This is a genomic window from Amycolatopsis sp. VS8301801F10 (assembly GCF_046195355.1).
Lineage (GTDB): Bacteria > Actinomycetota > Actinomycetes > Mycobacteriales > Pseudonocardiaceae > Amycolatopsis.
Window position 1 is genome coordinate 1,512,995 of sequence record NZ_CP176065.1, and the last position, 22,214, is coordinate 1,535,208.

23 protein-coding genes are annotated in these 22,214 nt (G+C 69.3%); 14 read left to right on the forward strand and 9 right to left on the reverse strand.

Translation table 11 applies throughout. The features are described from left to right. Window positions 1–35: 35 nt before the first annotated feature. From trmB to F9C11_RS07345, 8 genes are all read right to left on the reverse strand, one after another. Entirely contained in the window at window positions 36–743 is a 708-nt protein-coding gene (gene trmB, locus F9C11_RS07310; RefSeq protein ID WP_409184131.1) for a tRNA (guanosine(46)-N7)-methyltransferase TrmB, read from the reverse strand. A gap of 21 nt (window positions 744–764) precedes the next feature. Next, complete coding sequence (locus F9C11_RS07315; protein WP_409186834.1) at window positions 765–1,259, reverse strand: hypothetical protein; 495 nt, start codon at window positions 1,257–1,259, stop codon at window positions 765–767. A 215-nt stretch (window positions 1,260–1,474) separates the two neighbouring features. Continuing rightward, on the reverse strand, window positions 1,475–2,218 hold the full coding sequence (locus F9C11_RS07320; protein ID WP_409184132.1) for a hypothetical protein: 744 nt from the start codon (window positions 2,216–2,218) through the stop codon (window positions 1,475–1,477). Next, on the reverse strand, window positions 2,215–3,123 hold the full coding sequence (locus F9C11_RS07325; protein ID WP_409184133.1) for an ABC transporter ATP-binding protein: 909 nt from the start codon (window positions 3,121–3,123) through the stop codon (window positions 2,215–2,217). Before F9C11_RS07325 ends, F9C11_RS07320 begins: the two co-directional genes overlap by 4 nt. A 156-nt stretch (window positions 3,124–3,279) precedes the next feature. Further along, entirely contained in the window at window positions 3,280–4,020 is a 741-nt protein-coding gene (locus F9C11_RS07330) for a hypothetical protein (RefSeq protein ID WP_409184134.1), read from the reverse strand. 28 nt (window positions 4,021–4,048) lie between these two features. Beyond that, a complete protein-coding gene (locus F9C11_RS07335; protein ID WP_409184135.1) occupies window positions 4,049–4,984 on the reverse strand; it encodes an ABC transporter ATP-binding protein in 936 nt (311 codons plus the stop codon). A 236-nt stretch (window positions 4,985–5,220) separates the two neighbouring features. Continuing rightward, window positions 5,221–5,877, reverse strand: coding sequence for a response regulator transcription factor (locus F9C11_RS07340; RefSeq protein ID WP_009085178.1), 657 nt, complete (start codon window positions 5,875–5,877; stop codon window positions 5,221–5,223). Further along, the gene (locus tag F9C11_RS07345) at window positions 5,874–7,079 is read right to left on the reverse strand and encodes a sensor histidine kinase (RefSeq protein ID WP_409186835.1); all 1,206 of its coding nucleotides are present in this window, start codon (window positions 7,077–7,079) and stop codon (window positions 5,874–5,876) included. The genes F9C11_RS07340 and F9C11_RS07345 overlap by 4 nt, the downstream gene beginning before the upstream one ends. 166 nt (window positions 7,080–7,245) lie before the next feature. On the opposite strand from F9C11_RS07345, the gene F9C11_RS07350 reads away from it, so the two are divergent. From F9C11_RS07350 to F9C11_RS07405, 12 genes are all read left to right on the forward strand, one after another. Continuing rightward, complete coding sequence (locus tag F9C11_RS07350) at window positions 7,246–8,790, forward strand: dynamin family protein (protein WP_409184136.1); 1,545 nt, start codon at window positions 7,246–7,248, stop codon at window positions 8,788–8,790. A gap of 32 nt (window positions 8,791–8,822) precedes the next feature. Continuing rightward, on the forward strand, window positions 8,823–9,416 hold the full coding sequence (locus F9C11_RS07355; RefSeq protein ID WP_409184137.1) for a hypothetical protein: 594 nt from the start codon (window positions 8,823–8,825) through the stop codon (window positions 9,414–9,416). Window positions 9,417–9,460: 44 nt separating this feature from the next. Then, a complete protein-coding gene (locus F9C11_RS07360) occupies window positions 9,461–9,940 on the forward strand; it encodes a hypothetical protein (RefSeq protein WP_409184138.1) in 480 nt (159 codons plus the stop codon). Window positions 9,941–9,947: 7 nt separating this feature from the next. Further along, window positions 9,948–10,550 carry a TetR/AcrR family transcriptional regulator gene (locus F9C11_RS07365; RefSeq protein ID WP_409184139.1) on the forward strand — a complete coding sequence of 201 codons (603 nt, stop codon included), beginning with the start codon at window positions 9,948–9,950 and terminating at the stop codon, window positions 10,548–10,550. Between the two features lie 69 nt (window positions 10,551–10,619). Then, the gene (gene grpE, locus F9C11_RS07370; RefSeq protein WP_409184140.1) at window positions 10,620–11,084 is read left to right on the forward strand and encodes a nucleotide exchange factor GrpE; all 465 of its coding nucleotides are present in this window, start codon (window positions 10,620–10,622) and stop codon (window positions 11,082–11,084) included. Beyond that, complete coding sequence (locus F9C11_RS07375; RefSeq protein ID WP_409184141.1) at window positions 11,081–12,913, forward strand: dynamin family protein; 1,833 nt, start codon at window positions 11,081–11,083, stop codon at window positions 12,911–12,913. The genes grpE and F9C11_RS07375 overlap by 4 nt, the downstream gene beginning before the upstream one ends. A gap of 88 nt (window positions 12,914–13,001) precedes the next feature. Then, window positions 13,002–13,697 carry a DUF6802 family protein gene (locus tag F9C11_RS07380; RefSeq protein ID WP_409184142.1) on the forward strand — a complete coding sequence of 232 codons (696 nt, stop codon included), beginning with the start codon at window positions 13,002–13,004 and terminating at the stop codon, window positions 13,695–13,697. A 400-nt stretch (window positions 13,698–14,097) separates the two neighbouring features. Then, a complete protein-coding gene (locus F9C11_RS07385) occupies window positions 14,098–15,918 on the forward strand; it encodes a phosphoenolpyruvate carboxykinase (GTP) (RefSeq protein WP_409184143.1) in 1,821 nt (606 codons plus the stop codon). An 87-nt stretch (window positions 15,919–16,005) separates the two neighbouring features. After that, window positions 16,006–16,899, forward strand: coding sequence for a TIGR03621 family F420-dependent LLM class oxidoreductase (locus F9C11_RS07390; protein ID WP_409184144.1), 894 nt, complete (start codon window positions 16,006–16,008; stop codon window positions 16,897–16,899). Further along, window positions 16,896–17,501: an ATP-binding cassette domain-containing protein gene (locus tag F9C11_RS07395; RefSeq protein WP_409186836.1), complete on the forward strand. Its 606-nt coding sequence runs from the start codon at window positions 16,896–16,898 to the stop codon at window positions 17,499–17,501. The genes F9C11_RS07390 and F9C11_RS07395 overlap by 4 nt, the downstream gene beginning before the upstream one ends. Then, window positions 17,495–18,763 (forward strand): hypothetical protein, encoded by a 1,269-nt coding sequence (locus F9C11_RS07400; RefSeq protein WP_409184145.1) that lies wholly within the window; start codon window positions 17,495–17,497, stop codon window positions 18,761–18,763. Before F9C11_RS07395 ends, F9C11_RS07400 begins: the two co-directional genes overlap by 7 nt. Before the next feature lie 46 nt (window positions 18,764–18,809). Further along, window positions 18,810–19,385 carry an EndoU domain-containing protein gene (locus F9C11_RS07405; RefSeq protein WP_409184146.1) on the forward strand — a complete coding sequence of 192 codons (576 nt, stop codon included), beginning with the start codon at window positions 18,810–18,812 and terminating at the stop codon, window positions 19,383–19,385. 315 nt (window positions 19,386–19,700) lie between these two features. On the opposite strand, the gene F9C11_RS07410 is transcribed toward F9C11_RS07405, so the two are convergent. After that, window positions 19,701–19,970 (reverse strand): helix-turn-helix domain-containing protein, encoded by a 270-nt coding sequence (locus tag F9C11_RS07410; RefSeq protein ID WP_009085150.1) that lies wholly within the window; start codon window positions 19,968–19,970, stop codon window positions 19,701–19,703. A gap of 304 nt (window positions 19,971–20,274) precedes the next feature. Between F9C11_RS07410 and F9C11_RS07415 the strand changes: the two genes are divergently transcribed. After that, window positions 20,275–20,553: a DUF3311 domain-containing protein gene (locus tag F9C11_RS07415; RefSeq protein WP_409184147.1), complete on the forward strand. Its 279-nt coding sequence runs from the start codon at window positions 20,275–20,277 to the stop codon at window positions 20,551–20,553. Further along, a complete protein-coding gene (gene mctP / locus F9C11_RS07420; protein WP_409184148.1) occupies window positions 20,550–22,214 on the forward strand; it encodes a monocarboxylate uptake permease MctP in 1,665 nt (554 codons plus the stop codon). The genes F9C11_RS07415 and mctP overlap by 4 nt, the downstream gene beginning before the upstream one ends.

Below are 22,214 nucleotides of genomic sequence, written 5' to 3' on the forward strand. Positions count from 1 at the left end.
GGCGACGGCCCTTCGTCGCTTCGCTAGCCCAGGGGTCAGCGCTTCTCGAAGATCAGATCGTGCGAAACCCGCCCCTCGCGGTCGGCTCGCTGTTCGAACTTCGTCACCGGCCGCCACTCCGGCCGCGGGGCCCAGCCGCCCGGCTCGTCGGCGTACCGGTTCCGCAGCGCGGGTTCCGCCGAGCACACCTCGAGCATCTGCTCGGCGTAGTGCTCCCAGTCGGTCGCCATGTGGAAAGTCCCGCCCGGCGCGAGCCGCGACGCGATCAGTGCCACGAAATCCGGCTGTACGATCCGTCGCTTGTGGTGGCGCTTCTTCGGCCACGGGTCCGGGAAAAACAGCCGCACTCCGGACAGCGTGCCTGGCTCGACGTGCGAGTTCAGCAGGACCACCGCGTCGCCGTGCATGAGGCGCAGGTTCTTCACGCCCAGCTTTTCCGCGCGCAGCATCAGCTGCCCGAGTCCGGGGTCGTACACCTCGACGGCCACGTAGTTCAGCTCCGGCGCGGCGGCGGCCAGCTGCGAGGTCGTCTCGCCCATGCCCGAGCCGATTTCCAGCATGACCGGCGCTTCGCGGCCGAACCACTCGGTGAAGTCGACCGGCCCGGAAGGCAGCTCCGACACCGTCCGGCCGAGCCGCGGCCAGTGTTCTTCCCAGGCCCGCTGCTGGCCGACGGTCATCCGGCCGCCGCGTTTGACGTAACTGACCACGCTGCGCAGCCGTGGCTGGTCCTCGTTTTCCACCCGGACAACATACGCATCGGGTCAGCGGACCGCTTCGAACTCCCCGAGCCGCGAGCGCAGTCCGGCGAGCCCGGCCACCGCCACCGGTTCCGGCGCGCGGCCGGAATGCGCCGGCAACACGTCGATCCAGCCGTCGTGCCGGTCGGTGTTCAGCACGGTCGTCGGGATGGAATGGCCGGACTTGCCGCGTTCGGACGGCATGAACTCCCAGTACCCGGATTCGCCGTCGGCTGCCCAGGGCACGAACTCCCAGCCCATCCGCTTGCCGAGCAGCTGCGCCACCCGGTCCTCGATGCGGAAGCCGAGTTCGCGCGATTCGAGCCGTCCGCTCGCGACCGCGCGCAGCCACCACGGCGCGGGAAGCACGTCGTCGGTGCCGCTGGCCCGCCGGTACAGCCCGAGCACCGCGTCCTCGGGGGCGCGATGCACCCACGCCTGGCGCAGTTCGGCGGGCCGGGTCGCGGGCAGCGCGAACCGGGGCAGTTCGATCGCCTGGGACCATTCGAGGTCCAGCATCGGTTCGAGGCGGGGGGTCGGTACCGCAGCGTCGCGGGAAACGAAGTGATCAATGTCCACCGTCACGGTTCACCTCCGGAGAGCTGAGACGGGGCTCTGCTGTGAATATCCGTGGGTTTCTGACAGTATGTCCGCTCCGTGTGAGAGAAGCCACACCGGTTTACGAGGATTTAATCCGAATGCTCTCCGCGCACTCGGGAATGTGCACGTGCAGGTCAGGCGTCCCGCCGATTCGCGGTGACCACGCCCGCGGCGAACAACACCGCGGCGATGGCCGCGAAATACGCGAGATAACCCCACGGACCGAAAGGCGGCGACAGTTTCAGGGTCGTCCTGGTGAAATCGCCACCGGCGAACTGCGAGGCCGCGTAGAACGGCATCCACTGGTAGAGGTCGCTGCCGATCTTGGGAATCAGCAGCACCAGGCCCTCGACCAGCTGGGTCCACCCGAGCACGATCGCCAGCGCCAGCGCGGAACTGCGCAGCAGCAGGCCGACGCCGACGCCGAGCAGTCCGGTCAGCGCGAAGGTCAGGATCTGGCCGAACACGACGCGCCAATCCGCTCCGGAATGCAGGCCGAGATCGGCGTCCGGGCGCACGAGATGCGCCATGCCCCACGAGCCGACGCCGGCGAGCAGGCCGAGCACCGCGCAGACCGCGAACACCACCGCGCCCTTGGCCAGCAGTGCCGGCGTCCGCGTCGGGACCGCCTGGAAGGTGAGCCGCAGCGTGCCCCAGTTGAAGTCGGCCGTCGCGGCGAGCACCGCGAGAACCAGCGCGACCGTGCGGCCGGTGCCCGTGGCGAGCTGAGTATTGCTCACGTCCGCGGTGATTTCCGCCCCGGAAAGCCCGAGGAACAACGCGGTGAACGCGATCGGCGCGGCCACCGCGATCAGCGCGCACCACCACGGCGCGCGAGTGCTGAAAAGCTTGATCCGTTCCGCCCGCAGCAGATTCACCGCGCACCTCCACTGGTGAATTCGGCTGCCTGCCCGGTCAATTCGAGGTAGGCGTGCTCGAGCGAACCGGCCAGCGGGCTCAGCTCGTGCAGCGTGGCGCGCGCGGCGAAGGCGAGTTCGCCGATCGCCGCACTGTCCATTTCGGACACCAGGAACGCACCGGATTCCTCGGTGAAAACCACGCGCCGCTCGGTGAGCGCGGTGCGCAACGCGTCGGCGTGCGGCGTGCGCATCCGGACCCCGCGCGAACCGGCACGCGCCACGAAATCGGCCATCGTGCCCTGGTAGATGAGCTGGCCGCGGCCGATCACGACGAGATCCTGCGCGGTCTGCTCCATTTCCGGCAGCAGGTGGCTCGACACGAACACCGTGCGGCCTTCCGCGGCGAGCCCGTGCAGCAGCTGGCGGACCCAGTGCACGCCCTCGGGGTCGAGGCCGTTCACCGGTTCGTCGAACAGCAGCACGCGCGGGTCGCCGAGCAGCGCGCTCGCGATGCCGAGCCGCTGCAGCATGCCGAGCGAGAAGGTGCCCGCGCGGTTGCGCGCGACCGCGGACAGCCCGACCAGTTCCAGCACCTCGTCGGCGCGCCGGTCCGGCAGCCCGTTCGTCGCGGCGAGGAACCGCAGGTGCTGGCGGGCGGAACGGCCCGGATGCCGCCACGTCGCGTCGAGCAGCGCGCCGACCGTGCGCAGCGGATCGGTCAGCTGCCGGTACGGCTTGCCCTCGATGTGCGCGGTGCCCGCGGTGGGCGCGTCGAGCCCGAGCAGCAACCGCATCGTGGTGGATTTCCCCGCCCCGTTCGGGCCGAGGAATCCGGTGACGCGACCGGCCCGCGCGGTGAACGTCAGGTCCCGCACCGCGACCGTGTCGCCGTAGGACTTGGTGAGCCCAGTCGCTTCGAGCACGCCGTCCCCCTTCTCGTGGACCCGAACTCTACCGAAACGAAAAGATCCGGGCCGCCCCCCGAATGGCGACCCGGATCTTGTTCCCCTTTTTCCCTTTTTCCCCTTGTTCGGCTCCGCCGGCCCCCGCCTGACTCGTCCGAACGCCCCTGTGGGTCTTTACGCGTCGCGCTTCTTCGCGACGCCGATCGCGATGGCCAGCAGCACCACGGCCACCCCGGCGAAGTAGGCCAGCGAGCCCCACTGCGACAGTGCCGCCTCCGGCGCTCCCGGCACCTGGCGGACGCCGCCGAGGAAGCGCTCCGCGACGGTGAACGGCATCCACTCGTGGATCTTCTGGCCGACGGTCGGGATCAGCTGGACGAGGTTTTCCACTGCCAGCACGTAGATCAGCAGCAGCGAGAGCGCGCCCGCGCTGTGCCGGATCAGCGTGCCGACCGCCACCGCGATGATCGCGGCGAACGCGAACACCACGCCGACGCCGGCGACGTTGATCCAGTCCGCGGAAGTGTTCAGCGCGACCGAGTCCGACGGGCGGATCGCGTAGCCGAGGCCCCACGAGGCGAAGGCGCCGATCTCGCCGATCACGAACGACAGCAGCGCGACCACGGTGGCCTTCGCGACGAGCACGCTGCCGCGGTTCGGCACCGCCTGGAACGTGGTGCGGATCGTGCCGAACCGGTATTCGGTGGTCACCGCGAGCGCCGCCAGCACCATGATCACCGCGATGCCGAACTGGTGCCCGACCTGGGTGTTGGCGACCGAGATCGTCTCCCCGCTCGGCAGCGAGCCCGCCATGAGGCCGGCGAACCCGATGGTGAGCGCGAGTGCGACGAGGGCGCACCACCACGGCGACCGGGTGGTGAAGAGCTTGATGCGTTCGACCGCGAGCAAAGTCATGAGTTTTCTCTTCCCAACGAGAGTGTGGTCAGCGGATGGCCGCGGCCTGCCGCGCCTCTGCCTCGAGCCCGGTGTGGTACTCGACGGAGTCGCCGGTGATCTGCATGAAGGCTTGTTCGAGCGAGCCGGTCTGCGGGCTCAGCTCGTGCAGCACGAGGTTCGCCGAAGCGGCGATCTCGCCGATCTTCGCACTGTCCATTCCGGACACGATGAGCGCTTCGCCCGCGTCGGCGACCTGTGCGCTGGCGGAGATCAGCTGCTGGCGCAGCTGCGGAAGCTGCGGCGAGCGCACCTTCACGGTGTTTTCCGCCGCCCGCGCCACGAATTCCTCGGTGGTGGACTGCGCGATCAGCTGGCCCTTGCCGATGACCACGAGGTCGGTCGCGGTGAGCGCCATCTCCGAAAGCAGGTGGCTGGACACGAACACGGTCCGGCCCTCGGCGGCGAGCCGCTGCATGAACTTGCGGATCCAGAGGATGCCCTCCGGGTCGAGGCCGTTCACCGGCTCGTCGAACAGCAGCACCTCCGGGTCGCCGAGCAGCGCGGCGGCGATCCCCAGCCGCTGCGACATGCCGAGCGAGAACCCGCCCGCCCGCTTGCCCGCGACGCTGGTGAGCCCGACGGTGTCGAGCACCTCCTCCACCCGCGCCGGCGGGATCCGGTTGGACCGGGCCATCCACTGCAGATGCGCCCGCGCCGAGCGGTTCGGGTGCACCCACTTCGCGTCGAGCAGCGCGCCGACCGTGCGCAGCGGCTCCTTCAGCTCGTGGTAGAGCTTGCCCCCGATCCGGACCTGGCCCGCGGTCGGGTTGTCCAGGCCGAGGATCATGCGCATGGTGGTGGACTTGCCGGCGCCGTTCGGGCCGAGGAATCCGGTGACCTTCCCCGCCGCCACGCTGAACGACAGGTTGTTCACCGCGAGCGTGCTCCCGTAACGCTTGGTGAGACCTGTTGCCTCGATCATCCCCTGCTCCCTCTACGGCGGTGCTAACGGAATTCATCCTGTCTCAGCGCCGCCGTTTTCGCGTCATCCCGTGGACCGAACCGGCTACCCGACCTGAGTAGTACCCAACCGGGTCGCAGGGTGGAGCGCGATGGGGGATGCCCCTGAGCCGACCCTGAACTTTGCCCGGAGCGCCAAGGACCCCACGGCGGAATCCGCGGCGGGGTCCGGTGTGGACAGTGTCCGAATCGGACGGTTCAGCCGATCCCCGGCCGGGCGAGCCCGGTTTCGTAGGCGAGGACGACCGCCTGCACGCGGTCGCGCAGGTCGAGCTTCGACAGGATCCGCCCGACGTGTGTTTTCACCGTAGCCTCGGAAAGGAACAACGTCTCGGCGATCTCGACGTTCGACATGCCTTTCGCGATCAGCACGAGCACCTCGCGTTCGCGGTCGGTCAGCACGTCGAGTTCGGCCGGATCGCGCATTTCCGAACCGCCGGAGCCGACGAACCGGTCGAGCAGCCTGCGGGTGACCGAGGGCGACATCACCGCGTCGCCGTCGGCGACCGAGCGCAGCGCGGACACCAGGTAGTCCGGCTGGGTGTCCTTGAGCAGGAAGCCGGACGCGCCGCCCTGCAGCGCGGCGTAGACGTACTCGTCGAGGTCGAAGGTGGTCATCACGAGCACCCGCGCGGTGCCCGCCGCGACGATCTGTTTCGTCGCCTCGACGCCGTCGAGCACCGGCATCCGCACGTCCATCAGCACGACGTCGGGCCGCAGTTCGGCGGCCATCCGCACGGCTTGCGCGCCGTCGCCGGCCTCGCCGACCACGTCGATGTCGGCCTGCGCGCCCAGCACCATCCGGAACCCGACGCGCATCAGTTCCTGGTCGTCGACGACCACCACTCGGATCACGAGTTCAACCTAACCGGCAGCACCGCTCGCACCTGCCAGCCACCGCCGGCGGCGGGGCCCACCTCCAGTGTCCCGCCGTACACGTGCGCCCGCTCCCGCATCCCGATCAATCCGTTCCCGCCCGCGACCGACAGCCGCGGCTCCGGTTGCCGGGCCGCCGCCGCCGTCGCGCCGTTCGCCCCGTTCGGGCCGACCTGTTCGAGCCGCCGCGCCCGGCCCGCGCCGTCGTCGCGCACGAGCACCTCGACCTGGTCGCCGGTCCGCCGCACCCGCACCGCGGCGCTGGCTCCGGCCCCGGCGTGCTTGAGCGTGTTGGTGAGCGATTCCTGGACGATCCGGTAGACCCCGAGCGACACCCCGGCGGGCAAGTGGTCCAGCCCGTCGCCGAGGGAGAGGTCCACCGGGACGCCCGCGGCGCGCATGCGCTCGGCGAGATCGCCCAGCGCGGTCGCGTCGGGCTGTGGCACCCGCGGTTCGTCGTCGCCGCGGTCGCCCCGCAGCACGTCGAGCAGCCGGCGCAGTTCGCCGAGCGCGCCGCGGCCGGTTTCGGAGATCGTCCCCAGCGCGCGTCCGGCCAGCTCCGGATTGGCTTTCAGGGCGAGCGCCGCGCCGTCGGCCTGCACGACCATCACGCTCACCGAATGCGCCACCACGTCGTGCAGTTCCCGGGCGATCCGGCCGCGCTCCTCGGCCACCGCGATGCGCGCGGCCTGGTCGCGTTCGGTTTCCAGCAGGTGCAACCGGGCCTCCAGTTCGCGCTGGTAGGCGCGGCGGGCGTACATGAACTCGCCGAGCAGCCAGCAGAACGCGATGGTGAAGGCGCTGAACAGCAGCTGGGCCGCCATCGACGGCTCGGGTTTGACGATCGCGGTGACGGCCATGGCCACCACGAACGCGCCGCCGTAAAGCAGCCCCTGCTTGCGCCCGACGTAGACCTGGACCGAATAGAGGCTGATCGCGAGCGCGGCCAGGCCGGACACCCCGAGGTCCAGCGCACTGTGCGCGTACGAAACGACGTACACCACGTACGCGGCGAGCACCGGTCGTTTGCGGCGGAACACCAGCGGCGCGACTACGGCGAGGTCGATCGGGATCGCGACGTACCAGTCCGGTCCGGGCAGTTCCGGCTCGAGGCCGCCGGTGGCGAACACCAGGATGTCGAACGCGGCGAGAAACAGCGCCAGCAGCGAGTCCCCCACCATCGGGTGGGCACGCATCCAGAGGCTGAGCCGTCGCACGAGTCAACAGTAGGTCGCGGCACCGGATGCCGCGTCGGTCGCGGGTAGCACCTTCGGTGCGACCGGAGGATGACCGGCATGCGACGATTCCCGCACGGGCGAGCGGACGAGCCGGAAGGGGGCCGGGGCGGTGACGGGAACGGCGGAACGGGGACGCCTCGCCGGCCCACTGTCCGCGTCGGTGGCGGAACTGTGCCACCGGCTGCGGTCCCAGGTGTCGCCGCGCACCGCCGCCGGGTTCGCCGAGGTGCTGCGCAGGCTCGGCGCGCCGCTGCAGGTCGCGGTCGCCGGGCGGATCAAATCGGGCAAGTCGACGCTGGTCAACGCGCTGATCGGGCGGCGGGTCGCGCCCACCGACGTCGGCGAGTGCACGCGGCTGGTCACCCGGTTCCAGTACGGCACGGTCGACCGGGTCGAGGTGGTGTTCCTCGACGGCCGCAAGCAGGTGCTGCCGTTCGCCGCGGACGGGTCGATCCCGGCCGAGCTGGGCGTCGACATCTCCGAGGTCTCGCACCTCGAGGCGTACCTCACCAACGCGGTGCTGCAGGACATGACGGTGATCGACACCCCGGGTCTCGGCTCGCTGGACGCCGCGTCGGTGTCGCGGACCGAGCAGCTGCTGGGCGCGGCCGAGCAGGACGAGGGTTCCGACGACCTCGACGACACCTCGCGCAACGCCGTCGCGGGCGCGGAGGCCGTGCTGTACGTGGTGACCCAGGGCGTGCGTGCGGACGATCAGCAGGCGCTGGCCGCGTTCACCGCCGCGACGGCGAGCCGGGAAGCGGGGCCGGTCAACGCGATCGCCGTGCTGAACAAGGCGGACACGATCGTCGCGGACTCGGTCGAAGGCTCCGGCGGGGACGTCTGGAAGGCCGCGCAACTGCTCGCCGAGAAACAGGCCGCGACGCTGAAGCCGCGCGTCGCGGACGTGCTGCCGGTGATCGGCCTGATCGCCGAATCGGCCGAGTCCGGCGGGTTCACCTCGGCCGACGCCGAAGCGCTCGGCCAGCTCGCCGCGCTTGACGACGACGTCCTCGAAACCATGCTCATCGCGGCCGACATCTTCACCAGCTGGGAGTGCGCCGTCCCGACCGGGATCCGGTTGCGGCTGCTGGAGAAACTCGACCTTTTCGGAATCCGCTGCGCGGTCGACGCGATCCGCGCGGAACCGGAGATCACCGCGGGCGCCTTGCGCCGCAAGCTTCTCGACCTCTCCGGACTCGACGCGGTACGCCGCCGGCTCTCGATCGTGTTCGCCGCGCGGGCGGACGGGATCAAGGCCGCGGCCGCGCTGGCGTCGGTGACCGCGCTGGCGCACGCGTCCGGCGACCCGGGCGAACGGCAGCGCGTGCACGACGCGATCGAGGTGCTGCTGGCCCGCCCGGAAGCGCATCAGCTGCGGCTGCTGGAAGCGTTGACGCTCGTCGCGTCCGGGGCCGTGGAAATGCCGGAAGACCTGGCGGAAGAGGTGCTTCGGGTCGGCAGCAACGCCGACATCGGCGCACAGCTCGGCCTTCCCGGGGCCCCGCGTCCGGAGCTGGCGGCGCACGCGCTGGAACGCGCGGGCTGGTGGCGGTCTTTCGCGTCGTTCGGCGCGACTCCGGCGCAAAGCCGCGTGGCCCACGTCGTGCACCGCGCCTATTTCCTGATCTGGCAACAGATTCGCGAACAGTAAACAACTCGGCCGCGACGCGTAGGCTGAATGTCGTGCGGCTGGAGGACACCACCTCGTGGCGGGTGAACTGGGGGAGCGACCACGACGTCGACGTGGCGTTGTTCCTCCGGGACGTGCTCGCGCTCTCGGTCGCCGACGGCCAGCTGCTGCCGCCGGTGGAGCCCGCCGTGCCGGTGCACGTCCCGCCCGCCCTCGACCGCGCGGCGGTGCAGGCGCAGTGGGAACCGTGGTGGAACGGCCTGCTGTCCTTCCTGCGCGAGCGCGGTTCCGCCCGCACCCGCCGGAAAAGCCCCGCTCCCGGTGACGGTTCGGCGATCGACCTCGCGGCCCAGCACTTCGCCCCGGCCGCGGCTGAACACTTCGCCGCGGCCCGCCGGCCGGTCTCGTCCGGCTTCCACCGCCGCCAGATCCTCGCCGGGGAACGGCTGGGCAGGCTAGTCCGCGAAACCGAGGTGGAACTGGGCCGCCGCGCCCGGCCGTTCCGGCTGTCGGTGCTGGAGATCCCGGTCGCCGGCCGGGTATGGCTGCGCACGGCGGAACACCAGCTGCTGGTGTCGTCCCGGCTGGCGGCGGATGTTCCGGCGCTCGAGAAGGCGATGCGCTCGCTGATCCGCGAACTCGCCTGACCCCGGTTTTGATAAACCGAGCACTCGGTCTAATAATGATCCCCATGGAAACCGTGGTCGACGAACCGGCGTGGGTGCGCCGCGGCTCCTGGCTGGCCTGTCCGGTCGCCGGGGCCCTGCTGGGCTGGGGCGTCCAGTCGCTCACCGGCTGGATCACGTCGCTGACCTGGTTCCCGGTGCAGGGTCCGTTCCGGCTGCTGCATTCGGTGCCGCAGCCGTGGCGGCTGATCGGCGCGGTCGTCGTCGGCCTGCTGCTCGGGGTGGCGTTCGCCTGGGTCTGGGCGTGGGACCGGCTGATCGTCACGGTGTCCGCCACGCGCGTCACCCTCGAACGACGCGAACGGCGCCGGCGCATCGACGCTCCCCTCACCGCGGTCTTCGTCGACGACGGCAAGCTCGTGTTGCTCGGCGAGAACGACCGGGAGATCGCCCGCGAGAAAACGGACCTGCCCCGGAAGCAGTTGGCCGAAGCGTTCACCGCGCACGGCCGCCCGTGGCTCGACGAACCGCCGCCTGAGCGATGATGTCCCCGTGGTGAGGACGGTCGACCCGGAGAAGCACGCGGCGAAGCGCCGCGCGATTCTCGACGCGGCCGCCGGTTGCTTCGCCCGCAACGGTTTCGAGAAGACCTCCACCGCGGACATCTGCCGCGCCGCCGGGATCAGCTCCGGCAGCCTGTTCCACTACTTCCCCAGCAAACGCGCGGTTTTCGTCGGCATTTTCGAGGCCGACACCGCCGACAACGAGGAACTGCTCGCCGCCGCGGTCGAAATGGCCGACCCGTGGGAAGCCGTGCTCGCCGTGGTCGAGCGGATGTCCGCGGCGATCGTGCTGCCCGGCGTCGTGCGGCTGATCCTCGAAGCGGCCGCGCAGGCCGCGCGCGATCCGGAGTTCGCCGAGCTGATCCGCAGCAACGACGACGTCATGCGCGTCGGTCTCGTCGGCTTGATCGAGCGCGGCGTCCAAACCGGCCGCTTCTCCCCCATGCTGGCCCCGGGCGACGCGGGCAACTGGGTCGTCGCGCTGGTCGACGCCCTGCTTTCCCGCGCGAGCCTCGATCCCGACCTGGACGTCGAGCACGAGCAGGCGGTGCTGCGGCAGCTGCTGACGCGGATTCTCGGCCCGTCTGAGTGATCCGCCCCCGCCGCGCGCCGAGGTGTCGCAAACTGGTGGAATCACGGGGACTACCAGGGGAGGGGCTCGATGGCGTGGTTCGGCCACGAGGAAGCAGGCGACGCGGCCGAAGCGCCGACCGGCGAGATCAGCGCGGACGCACTCGCGCGGATCATCGCCGAGGCGGACGGAACCGCCGCCGCGGCGGATGCGTCGGATCCCGATGTGGACCTCGTAGCTGCCCCGGGTGACCTCGAACGCGCGCTTTCCGACCGGCAGGCGCTCATCCAGCTCTGCCTGTACGCGCTGGACCGCGCCCGTAGCAGCGGAGTCGTGGAGCGGCTCGAACACGGGCTCGCCGCCGTCGGCGTCACCGCGTTGCGCGCCGAGGGCGAGCGCTTCGACCCGGCGCGCCACGAAGCGGGCGGCGCGGTGCCCACCGACGATCCGGAGCTGGAAGGCGTCGTCGCGGAGACCGAGGTCGTCGGGTTCGCCGACCAGGACCGGCTGCTGCGCGCGCCCATCGTCACTGTCTACGCGAAGCGGGCGCAGTGACCGCACCGACGCTTCCCGCCCAGGTCCAGGCCGCTCGCGAACAACTGCTCGGCGTCGTCCGCGAGGCTGATCCGCAGGCCGCGAAGTGGGTTGAGGACCAGCGCAAGGCCCGTTCGGAGAAACCGTCCGTGGTGGTCGTCGGCGAGACCAACCGCGGGAAGAGTTCGCTGGTCAACGCCCTGCTCGCGACCCCGGGACTGTCCCCTGTGGACGCTGACGTGGCCACCGCGACCTACCTGGTTTTCGAGCACGCGCCGCAGTGGGGCGCGCAGGCCTGTTATCCCGGGCAGCTGGCACCGGTCCCGTTCGACCTGACGCAACTGGTCGACTGGGTGTCCGCCGCGCACGAACTGCCGCCGGGACAGCTGCCGCCGCGCTACGTCGAGGTCTCCGGCCCGGTCCCGCTGCTGGAACGGCTGACCCTGGTCGACACCCCGGGCGTCGGCGGGCTCGATTCACTGCACGGCGAACTCGCGAAGGAGGCCGCCGCGGGCGCGACCGCGCTGGTGTTCGTGGTCGACGCGTCGGCCCCGTTCACCTCGACCGAGCTGCAGTTCCTGCGCGAGGTCGCGGACCGCGTCGAGACAGTGGTGTTCGTGCTGGCCAAAACCGACGCGTTCCGCGGCTGGCGCGAGATCCTGGAAGCCGACCGGCAACTGCTCGCCGAACACGCGCCGCGGTTCGCCGACGCGGTCTTCCACCCGGTGTCGGCGCGTGTGTTCGAGACCGCCGCGAAGGCGCCGAACGACCAGGTCGCCGCCATGCTGCGGGAGAAGTCCGGCATCGCGGCGGTGCAGGTCGCACTGCAGGAACTGCTGGTCGGCCGGTCGATGATGCTCAAGGAAGCCAACACGCTCCGCTCGCTGTCGAGCGCGCTGGCCGGGATCAAGGCGAAGCTGCAAGCGGAAAGCCGGGCCCTGTCCGCCGGGGAAGCGGAAGCCGAACAACTCCGCGCCCGCCGCGACGATCTTCAGTCCCAACGCCGCACCTCCACCCGGGGCTGGCAACTGCGGTTGCGCGGCGAAATCCAGCGCACGCGGGTCGAGATCGGCCACGAGAGCAGCCGCGAAATGCGCGAGGCCCAGGCGCATTTCCGGCAACGCATCGACGCCGCGAAGCGTGACGAACTGGCCGCGCTGCCGCAGGAAGTGGACATCGCGCTGCAGACCGCTTCGCAGCGGGTGTCGATGCAGTTGTCGCAGCGGCTGAACCAGGTGACGAACACGGCGCTGTCGGAGCTGTTCTCCGCCGAAGAACTCGACGTGATCCGAGCCCAGTTCGCCCGCGCCGGCGGCCCGCCGGTCGTGCTGCGCCCGCCGGACAAGAAACCGCCGACGGCCGAAGACAAACTGCTGGTCTTCATGGGCATCTCCGGCGGCGTCGGCGCCGGGAAGATCGCCGCGCTGCCCCTGGCCGGGGTCGCGATCCTCAACCCGGTGGTGCTGCCGGCGACGATCGTGATCGGCCTCGGCGCGGGCTGGTGGATGGCCCGCACCCGCAAACACGCCTCGGACAAACAGCACCTGAAGCAATGGCTGGTCGAGGCGATCGCCGACGCCCGCTCGACGCTCGACCAGCTGATCGCCGAACAGCTCATCGAGGCCGAACAGCAACTGTCGCTCGCCCTGGACGAGGCGCTGGGCCGCCGCATCGAGGCGATCGAGGCGGAGCTGAAGGAGGTGGACCAGACGATCAAGATGAGCGCGCAGGAGCGGGCGAAGAAGATCGCGATCGTCTCGAAACGCCTCAAGGACGTCACCGAGGGCCACACCCGAGCCGAAACGCTGCTGGCCCGCATCCGCACGGTCCGCGATCGGGCCGGTGCGTGATCGGCTTGTGGACGGGAACCGAACCGGCCTAACGTGAGTCATACCGAGCGAGAAACGGCAGACCCGGCGTACTAAGGGGGACCAACCCATGTGGGTCGACGAGAGCGGCGGCACCGACGCGACCGGCCCGGAGGCCTTGACCGTCCACGTCGACGGCCAGGAGTACCAGGCCGAGGTCAACTACGACACCGACCACGACGGGGTCTCCGACACCGCGGTCGTCGAGCACGACGACGGCACCGCGCAGGCGTTCGCCGACACCGACCACGACGGCGTCGCCGACCACTACGCGGTGCTCGACGCGTCCGGGCACGTCGTGGACCAGGCGGTTTACGACGAGCAGAGCGGCAGCTGGGTCGAATCCGGCCACGGCCAGTCCGGGTCGGACGGCACCGACCCGCATACGCAGGACACCTCGACCACCGGGCACATCCACGCCGACCTGCCGGACGGCAACGTCGACGCCGGGGTCGCCACCATCGACACCGACCACGACGGGCACAACGACACCGCCGTGGTCGAGACCAAGTCCGGCGGCACGATCGCCTTCACCGACACCAACGGCGACGGCCAGGCCGACGTCGCGGTGCAGGTCGGCGCGGACGGTTCCACGCACACCTTCGAGCACACCGGCCAGGGCCAGTGGACCGAGGCCGACAGCGGCGCGAGCCACGCGGCGGCCGACCCGGGCAGCGATTCCGCCTGGGGCGGCGAGGGCGCCCAGCTGCTCAGCGGCGTCGCGAAGATCGACAGCGGAACCGGGCAGTGGATCAGCCCCAACTGAGCACTCGGTAACTGACGTCACACGAACGGGTCCGGCCGCGCGCCGGGCCCGTTCGTCGTTTCCCGGCCGGGGACGGCTGACAGCGTTGACACCCGCGCGCGCTTGATCAGACCAGGTCCCGGCATCGGGCACGAATGCGACGCGGGCCACGCGGAAAGATTTTCGGCGCTGGCCCGTTCCGGTGAAACTGAATCGATTCCCTTATCGTTCTTGTGAGAGAACCGACAGGTCAGCTCTCGGTTACCTGCCGTCCATCCGGCTACAGTCGGGGAATCCCAAAACCCGCACACCGGTCTTCCGCCGGTGTGCGAAGCCATTCGGTCGCCGGCAACGAAGCCCGCACCAAGAACACTGTCGTTCGCGGTGTGGGCTCTTTTGTCGTCGGAAGTCAGGAGTAGAGATGACCGCAGTCGCCATCCCCGGACTGGACACAGCGCCGACGACGCACAGTGGCGTGCTGTCCTGGGTCCGGGAGGTCGCCGAACTGACCACCCCGGACCGCGTGGTGTGGGTCGACGGGTCTGACGAGGAAGCCGCCCGGATCAACCAGGAGCTGGTCGACGCCGGCACCTTCGTGAAGCTGGACGCCAAGCCGAACTCCTACTGGGCCACCTCGGACCCCGGCGACGTCGCGCGGGTCGAGGACCGCACCTTCATCTGCTCGAAGGAGGAGAAGGACGCGGGCCCGACGAACAACTGGGTCGACCCGGCCGAGATGAAGGCCACCATGACGGAGCTGTACCGCGGCTGCATGGCCGGCCGCACGATGTACGTCATCCCGTTCTGCATGGGCCCGCTCGGCGACGAAAACCCCAAGCTGGGCATCGAAATCACCGACTTCGCCTACGTCGTCGCCTCGATGCGCGTGATGACCCGCGCCGGCAAGGCCGCGCTGGACAAGTTCATCGCGCCGGACGGCTCGGAGCGCGAATTCGTGCCCGCGCTGCACTCGGTCGGCAAGCCGCTGGCCCCGGGCGAGAAGGACGTCGCCTGGCCGTGCAACGAAACCAAGTACATCTCGCACTTCCCGGAGGAGCGTCTCATCTGGAGCTACGGCTCTGGCTACGGCGGGAACTCGTTGCTGGGCAAGAAGTGCTACTCGCTGCGCATCGGCTCGGTCATCGCCCGCGACGAGGGCTGGCTCGCCGAGCACATGCTGATCCTCAAGCTGATCTCGCCGGAGAACAAGGTCCACTACGTCGCGGCGGCGTTCCCGAGCGCCTGCGGCAAGACCAACCTCGCCATGCTGCAGCCGACCATCCCGGGCTGGCGCGCGGAGACCCTCGGCGACGACATCGCGTGGATGCGGTTCGGCGAGGACGGCCGGCTGTACGCGGTGAACCCGGAGTTCGGTTTCTTCGGCGTCGCGCCGGGCACCGACAACCACACGAACCCGAACGCCATGCGCACGATCGAGAAGGGCAACACGGTCTTCACGAACGTGGCGCTCACCGACGACGGCGACGTGTGGTGGGAGGGCATGGAGAACACCCCCGCGCACGCCACGTCGTGGAAGCACGAGGACTGGACGCCCGACTCGGAGGAGAAGGCCGCCCACCCGAACTCGCGCTACTGCGTGCCGATGTCGCAGTGCCCGATCCTCGCGCCGGAGTGGGACGACCCGAAGGGCGTGCCGATCTCGGCGATCCTGTTCGGCGGCCGCCGCAAGACCACGGTGCCGCTGGTGAACCAGGCCCGCGACTGGCAGCACGGCGTGTTCATGGGCGCGACCATGTCGTCGGAGACCACCGCCGCTGCGGTCGGCGCGGTCGGCAACGTGCGCCGCGACCCGATGGCGATGCTGCCGTTCCTCGGCTACCACGCCGGCGACTACTTCAACCACTGGCTGGAGCTGGGCAAGAACGCCGACGCGAACAAGCTGCCGAAGATCTTCTACGTCAACTGGTTCCGCCGCGGCGACGACGGCCGTTTCCTGTGGCCGGGCTTCAGCGAGAACTCGCGCGTGCTCAAGTGGGTGCTCGAGCGCGTCGAGGGCAAGGGCAACGCGGTCGAGACCCCGATCGGGTTCGTGCCGAACGCCGAGGATCTCGACCTCGAGGGCCTTTCCGAGCCGGTCGAGGACATCCAGGCCGCGCTGGAGGTGCGCAACGAGGAGTGGCGCGAGGAGCTGCCGTTGATCGAGGAGTGGTTCGCGAAGATCGGCGAGGTGCCGACGCCGCTGCGCGACGAGCTGGACGCGCTGGCCCAGCGTCTGGGCTGACGCTCACCGCTGCTTGAAGAAGGGGACGTTCGCACCGGGCGGCGACGTCCCCTTCTTCGGGTCCGGGAAACGGCTACCGTGGACCGCATGAGCTTTGATGGGGAGAAGACTTTCCGGTTCGGCGTGAACCTGGTGCGGCCCGGCTCGCGCGAGGAGTGGGTCGCGAAATGCCGCCGGGTCGAGGAACTCGGTTACGACGTGCTGAGCGTGGCCGACCATCTCGGCATCGCGCCGCCGTTTCCCGCGCTCGTGCTGGCCGGCGCGGTCACCGAACGGGTGCGGCTCAACACCTTCGTGCTCAACGCGCCGTTCTACAATCCGGTGCTGCTCGCGCGGGAAGTCGCGGGCACGGACCAATTCGTGTCCGGACGGCTCGAACTCGGTCTTGGCGCCGGATACGTGAAAGAGGAGTTCGAAGCGGCCGGAATGCCGTTTCCCAGCGCGGGCGCGCGGGTCGAGCACCTCGAACTCGTGGTCAAGGAACTCCAGCGGCTTTACGCGGATCCGGAATACGCGCCGAAACCCGTGCGGCCCGGCGGTCCCCCGCTGATGATCGGCGGCCGCGGCGACCGGCTGCTTTCGCTCGCCGCCGAGCACGCGACGACGATTGCCTTCAGCGGCATGGCAAAAGTGCGCGACGGTTCGCCGTTGATGCTGGCGACGGCGGACGCGGTGGAAGAACGCACGAGGTTTGTCACCGAGCGGCTCGCTGGCCGCGAGGCTGAATTCAACCTGCTGGTGCAGCTCGTCCAGGTCACTGATGATCGCGAAGGCGCGTTGCGGGAAATCCATGCGCGCGTAGGCGATTCGCTCACGTTCGACGAATTGGCCGAGGTCCCCACCGTGCTGGTCGGCACTGTGGAGGAAATCGCTGCGCAGCTGGTCGCGCACCGCGCTCGGTTCGGCATCAGCTATTTCACCGTCCTCGAGCCGAACCTCGAAGTGCTGGCCCCGGTGGTGGAGTTGCTGTGCCGCCAATAGTCGAGGCGCGCGGGCTCGGCGTGAAGGCCGGTGACCTGTGGTTGTTGGAGGACCTCGATTTCTCGGTCGACCCGGGAGAATGCGCGGTGCTGGTCGGGCCTAACGGCGTCGGCAAATCCACCCTGCTGCGGTGTCTGTACGGAATGCAGGAACCGCAGCGGGGCCGGGTGCTGATCGACGGCGCGAAGCCGGACGAACGCAGCGTTGCCTTTCGCCGCAAGGTGTCCGTCCTCTTCGACGATTCCGACTTCTTCGCCGAACTCACCCCGGTGCAGCATCTGGAACTGCTTTCCGGCTCGTTCGGCGAGGATCTCGGCGATTTCGAAGAGTTGCTCGCGGACGCCGGTCTCGCCGAACGCGCTCGCGTCACCGCCGGGCATTTCTCGGCCGGGCAGCGTCGCCGGTTGCTGTTGCTGGGCGTCACCGCGCGGCCGCATTGCGTGCTGTTGCTGGACGAACCCGAACGCGCGCTCGACACCGCGGGCAAGGAGTGGCTGGTCAAGCTGATCGCCCGCTCCACCGCGGCGGGTGCGGCAGTGGTGGTCGCCACGCACCACCAACCGTTGCTGGACACCGCAGACAGCGTGCTCGAACTGTGGTGACCCGGTTGCGGGTGCCCGGCCGCAAGCGGTTCGGCGGCATTTTCAGCGGCGACAGCCCTACGTTCGTGCTGATCTTCGGCGTCGGCTTCCTGTTCACCGCCTTCTTCCGCACCGACGCCTGGCACCGAGTCCTCTTTGGACCGTCCGCAGTGGACTACTCGGCGGTGCTCGGCCTGGTCGCGTTGTGCGCCGCGGTGGGCTGGCGAAGCCTGCTGCGCCGGGGATTCGTCTGGGCCGAACCGGCCGAGCTGACCTGGATGGACTTCGCCCGGGTAGACCGCCGCCGCGTCGTCACGGCCCGGCTGGCCAGCGTGCTCACCGGATTCGTCGTCGTGCTCGGGTATCTGGCGGCGCTGATGCTGGCGGTCGGCGGCGCTTCGCTCGACTGGTGGCGCGCCGCGGCAGCGCTCGTCGCCGGCGGCACGATCCTCGCGTTCACCACCGCGCGGCGTACCGCGTTCCTTTTCGAAGCCGCCGGCCCGCTGCTCCTCGCGGTGGCCGGGGTGGTGCTAGCCGCGGCTCGGCTGGACGCGACGACGGTGCAGTACGTCGGCGCGGCGCTCGCGTTATGCGGTCTGCTGCTGGCTTTCGGCGGCAAAGCAGTCAGCGGTGCTGGCCGCGCGGTGCTGCTCGACGGCTGGAACGCGCGGGTGCTGCGGGCGATGGCGGTGAGCTTCCTCGACCCGATGATGATGCTGCCGGAATCCGCGCCCGCCGGTTCCTGGTCGCTGCGCCCGCCCACCGCGTTCCGGCTCGCGTGGCTCGGAATCGTCGGCCGGTCCCGATACGCGAGCGCGGTGTTGTTAGTGGCTTTCGCGGTAGCCGTGGGCCATGTTGCTGTTCCCACGCTGCCGGGACCAGTGCTCGTCGGGATCGGCGCGTACGTCGCGCTTACTCCTTTCGGGGCCGGTCTTGGCGTGCTGTGGCGAAATCCGGGTCGGCGCCGGTGGTTGGGCTCGTCGTCGCGAGAGCTGGTGCTTGCCCACGGCGTCGCGCTGACAGTCGTCGGCCTGGTCTGGTGCGCTCTGCTCTCAGTGGCGCTTTTGGCTTTGGGCACCACGTTTTCGCCGCTCTCGTGGGTGACTGTTGCCCTGGCAGTGCTCTCGGTATTGCGCACGGTCACGCGTCAGCCGGTCGACTACAGCAGCGCGGGTTTCGTCGACACCCCCGCTGGCCCGATGCCAGCAAACCTTATGCGGCAACTGTTCCGCGGTCCGGACCTGCTGGCGGTCGGAATCCTGGTACTCGCACAACTCGGCTGAACGGCCGCGCCCGGGTTAGGCTCCGTGCCGACGAGAGGAGCCGAAGGTGGGCGGTGGACACGCTTCCGGCATCGGCCGCAGGGCGACGTGCGAGTTTCCGCCCGGATGGAGCGACGAGCAGATCATCGCGGTGGTCAAGGACGTCGCCAACGATCCGGGCGAACCCCGGCGGCAGCAGTACAACGGCCGCTGGCGCTGCGTCGGCGAACGATACGGCGTGCGCGTGGTGGTCCTGGTCAACGGCGACGGTCTCGTGCACACCAGCTACCCGCTGCCAGGCCCCGGCGTGATCCGAAACGCGGACGCCGCGAGAGACCCGGCAAACCCGACCGTCGACGACCGCGCGGGCAACCGGATCAGCTACTTCGTCGACAGCGTCCTGCGCCTGCTCGCCCACCGAATGCCGCCGGAAGACCTGGAGCACTACCGCGACCTGCAGTGGTCCGGCGAATGGGAGGAACTGGCGGACACCCTCGCCGCACATTTCCAGGTGACCGGCATCCAGCTGAACCCGGACGAGTACGCGGATTTCGAGAAGCTGCTGAACTCCTTCGACCTGCCAGTCCGAGACTGCCACTACCTCAACGACCGAGAACGAGTCCTAGCAGACCTACGCGGCTGAGATATCACCGAGAAACCCCCGCAGCCCAACCCACACACTCAACCACCACCGCCACACCGCAGCCGCTGCACCCACTCGCACAGCACCCAGCCCTAAAAACCGCACCGGTGCACCAAACAGCGAGGCCCCCACCCCCAAACCCGCAGCCGCCGCACCCACGCAGCACTCAGCCCTAATCCGCCGCCGGTGCACCCAAAGAGCGAGGCCCCCAGCCCCTCCCCCGAACCGTCAGCACAATGAAAAATCGGGGTGCCCCACGCAACCCCCCACCTGCAATGTCGCCGCCAGGCGACGAGACAGAACGCCCCCAACCCCTCAACTGGCCTGCGAAAACGCAGCCGCATCCCCCGCACAAGCAACCCGCAGCTGATCCAACGGCATCCCCACCGCGTCAGCAATCGCCGCCACCGTGAAAAACGCGGGCGTAGGAATCCGCCCAGTCTCGATCTTGCGCAGGGTTTCGACCGAAATGCCCGCTTCCGCGGCCACGTCGACCATGCTGCGGCTGGCCCGGGCGGCGCGCAGCACCAGGCCGAGCCGCTCGCCGCGGGAGCGTTCTTCGTCGGTGAGGGGCACGCGGACCATGCCGTCCAGTTTAGCCACAGAGTTGTCCACTGCCTGTGGATAACTCTGTGCACAAGCTGCCGAACCCGGTGGACAACCGCCTTCCGGCACAACTCCTTGGGGCTTTCGGGGGGGTCCGGCCCCGCCGATAGGGGTAGCGGACGACTCTCCGGAGCCGCGCGGGAGCGGGTTGTCCCCGAGGTTGTCCACACCCTGGAACGTGTTCGTAGTGCTGATCGAATCGATATCGAAGTCGTATGACGGCGGGATGACCGGGGTCTAGGGTCAGGCGGTCGCGTGTCACGTGAGTGTTAGGTGAGGTTCGATGTCCACTGCCAAACCGGGCGGTCGGGTGCGCGGGTTCCAGTTCAGTGCCTGGAACCTGCTGTTGCTGATCCCGTTGCTGATCCTGGTCACGCCGCTGTTCAACTTCGACGGGCCGCGGCTGTTCGGCCTTCCGTTCTTCTACTGGTTCCAGCTGGCGTTCGTGGTGCTGGGCGTGCTGTGCACCGGCATCGTCTACCTGGCCACCAAGGACAAGCCGCGCAACACGGGCCGGGACGAGCTGAGCGTCGACGACCTGGACGAGGGGGACGCCCGATGAACAACATTCAGTGGGTCGAACTGATCGTCTTCGCGTTCCTGTTCGTCGTGGTCACCGTGCTCGGCTTCGTCGCCTCGCGGTGGAAGGCCGGCGGCAGCCTCGACCACCTCGACGAGTGGGGACTCGGCGGCCGCAAGTTCGGGTCGTGGATCACCTGGTTCCTGCTCGGCGGCGACCTCTACACCGCCTACACCTTCGTCGCCGTCCCCGCGCTCGTGTTCAGCGCCGGCGCGCTCGGCCTGTACGCGCTGCCTTACACGATCGTCGTCTACCCGATCGTCCTGCTGCCCGCGCTGCGCATGTGGTCGGTCAGCCGTTCGCGCGGTTACGTGACCCCGGCCGACTTCGTCCGCGGCCGCTTCGGCTCGCCGACGCTGGCGTTGCTGGTCGCGATCACCGGCATCGTCGCGACCATGCCCTACATCGCGTTGCAGCTGGTCGGCCTCGAAGCCGTGCTGCGCACGATGGGCATCAACGGTTCCGGCATCGTCGGGCACCTGCCGCTGCTGGTCGCGTTCATCATCCTGGCGCTCTACACGTATCAGTCGGGCCTGCGCGCGCCCGCGCTGATCGCGTTCGTCAAGGACATCCTGATCTATCTCGTGATCATCGTCGCGGTCCTCTACCTGCCCTCGAAGCTCGGCGGCTGGGACCACATTTTCAGCACCGCCAAGGAAACCCTCGCCAAGCCGAACCCGAACACCGGCAAACCGGCCGGTTCGATCCTGCTGACTTCGAGCAACCAGCTGCAGTACGCGACGCTGGCGCTGGGTTCGGCACTCGCGCTGTTCCTGTACCCGCACTCGCTCACGAGCGTGCTCGCCTCGCGCGGCCGCAACGTGATCAAGCGGAACATGGTGGCGCTGCCTGCCTACTCGTTCGTGCTGGGCCTGCTGGCGCTGCTCGGATACGTCGCGATCTCGGCGGGCGTCAAGCCGCTGAAGAACGCCGCCACCGGAAAGCCGGACGGCAACACGATCGTCCCGCTGCTGTTCGACTCGCAGTTCACGAACTGGTTCGCGGGCATCGCCTTCGCCGCGATCGGCATCGGAGCCCTGGTGCCCGCCGCGATCATGTCGATCGCCGCGGCGAACCTGTGGACGCGCAACATCTACAAGGAGTACATCCGCAAGGACGCGACCCCGAAGCAGGAAGCCAAGCAGGCCAAACTGGCGTCGCTGGTGGTCAAACTGGGTGCGGTGCTGGTGATCATCCTGATCGACCCGCAGTTCTCGATTGACCTGCAGCTCATCGGCGGCGTGCTGATCCTGCAGACCCTGCCCGCGGTCGCGATCGCCCTGTACACGCGCTGGTTCCACAAGGCGGGCCTCATCGCCGGCTGGATCGTCGGCATGGCCTGGGGCCTGATCATGCTGTACGGCATCCCCAACCCGGCCAACGGAAAACTCCACTTCGGCGGTTCGGCACTGGCGATGGGCAACCTGTCGATCTTCGGCTGGCACCCCTTCCGCGGCACCGGCCTCGCCGTGGTCCAGATCTACCCCGGTTTCGTGGCGTTGATCGCGAACATCGTGGTAGCCGCGGTGGTTTCGGTGATCGCCCGTGCCGCGAAGTGGAGCCCGGGCAACGACGAAACCGAGCCCGAGGACTACCACGCCGACGAACACGACAAGGACCTGCGCCCGATCGGCGCGCACTGA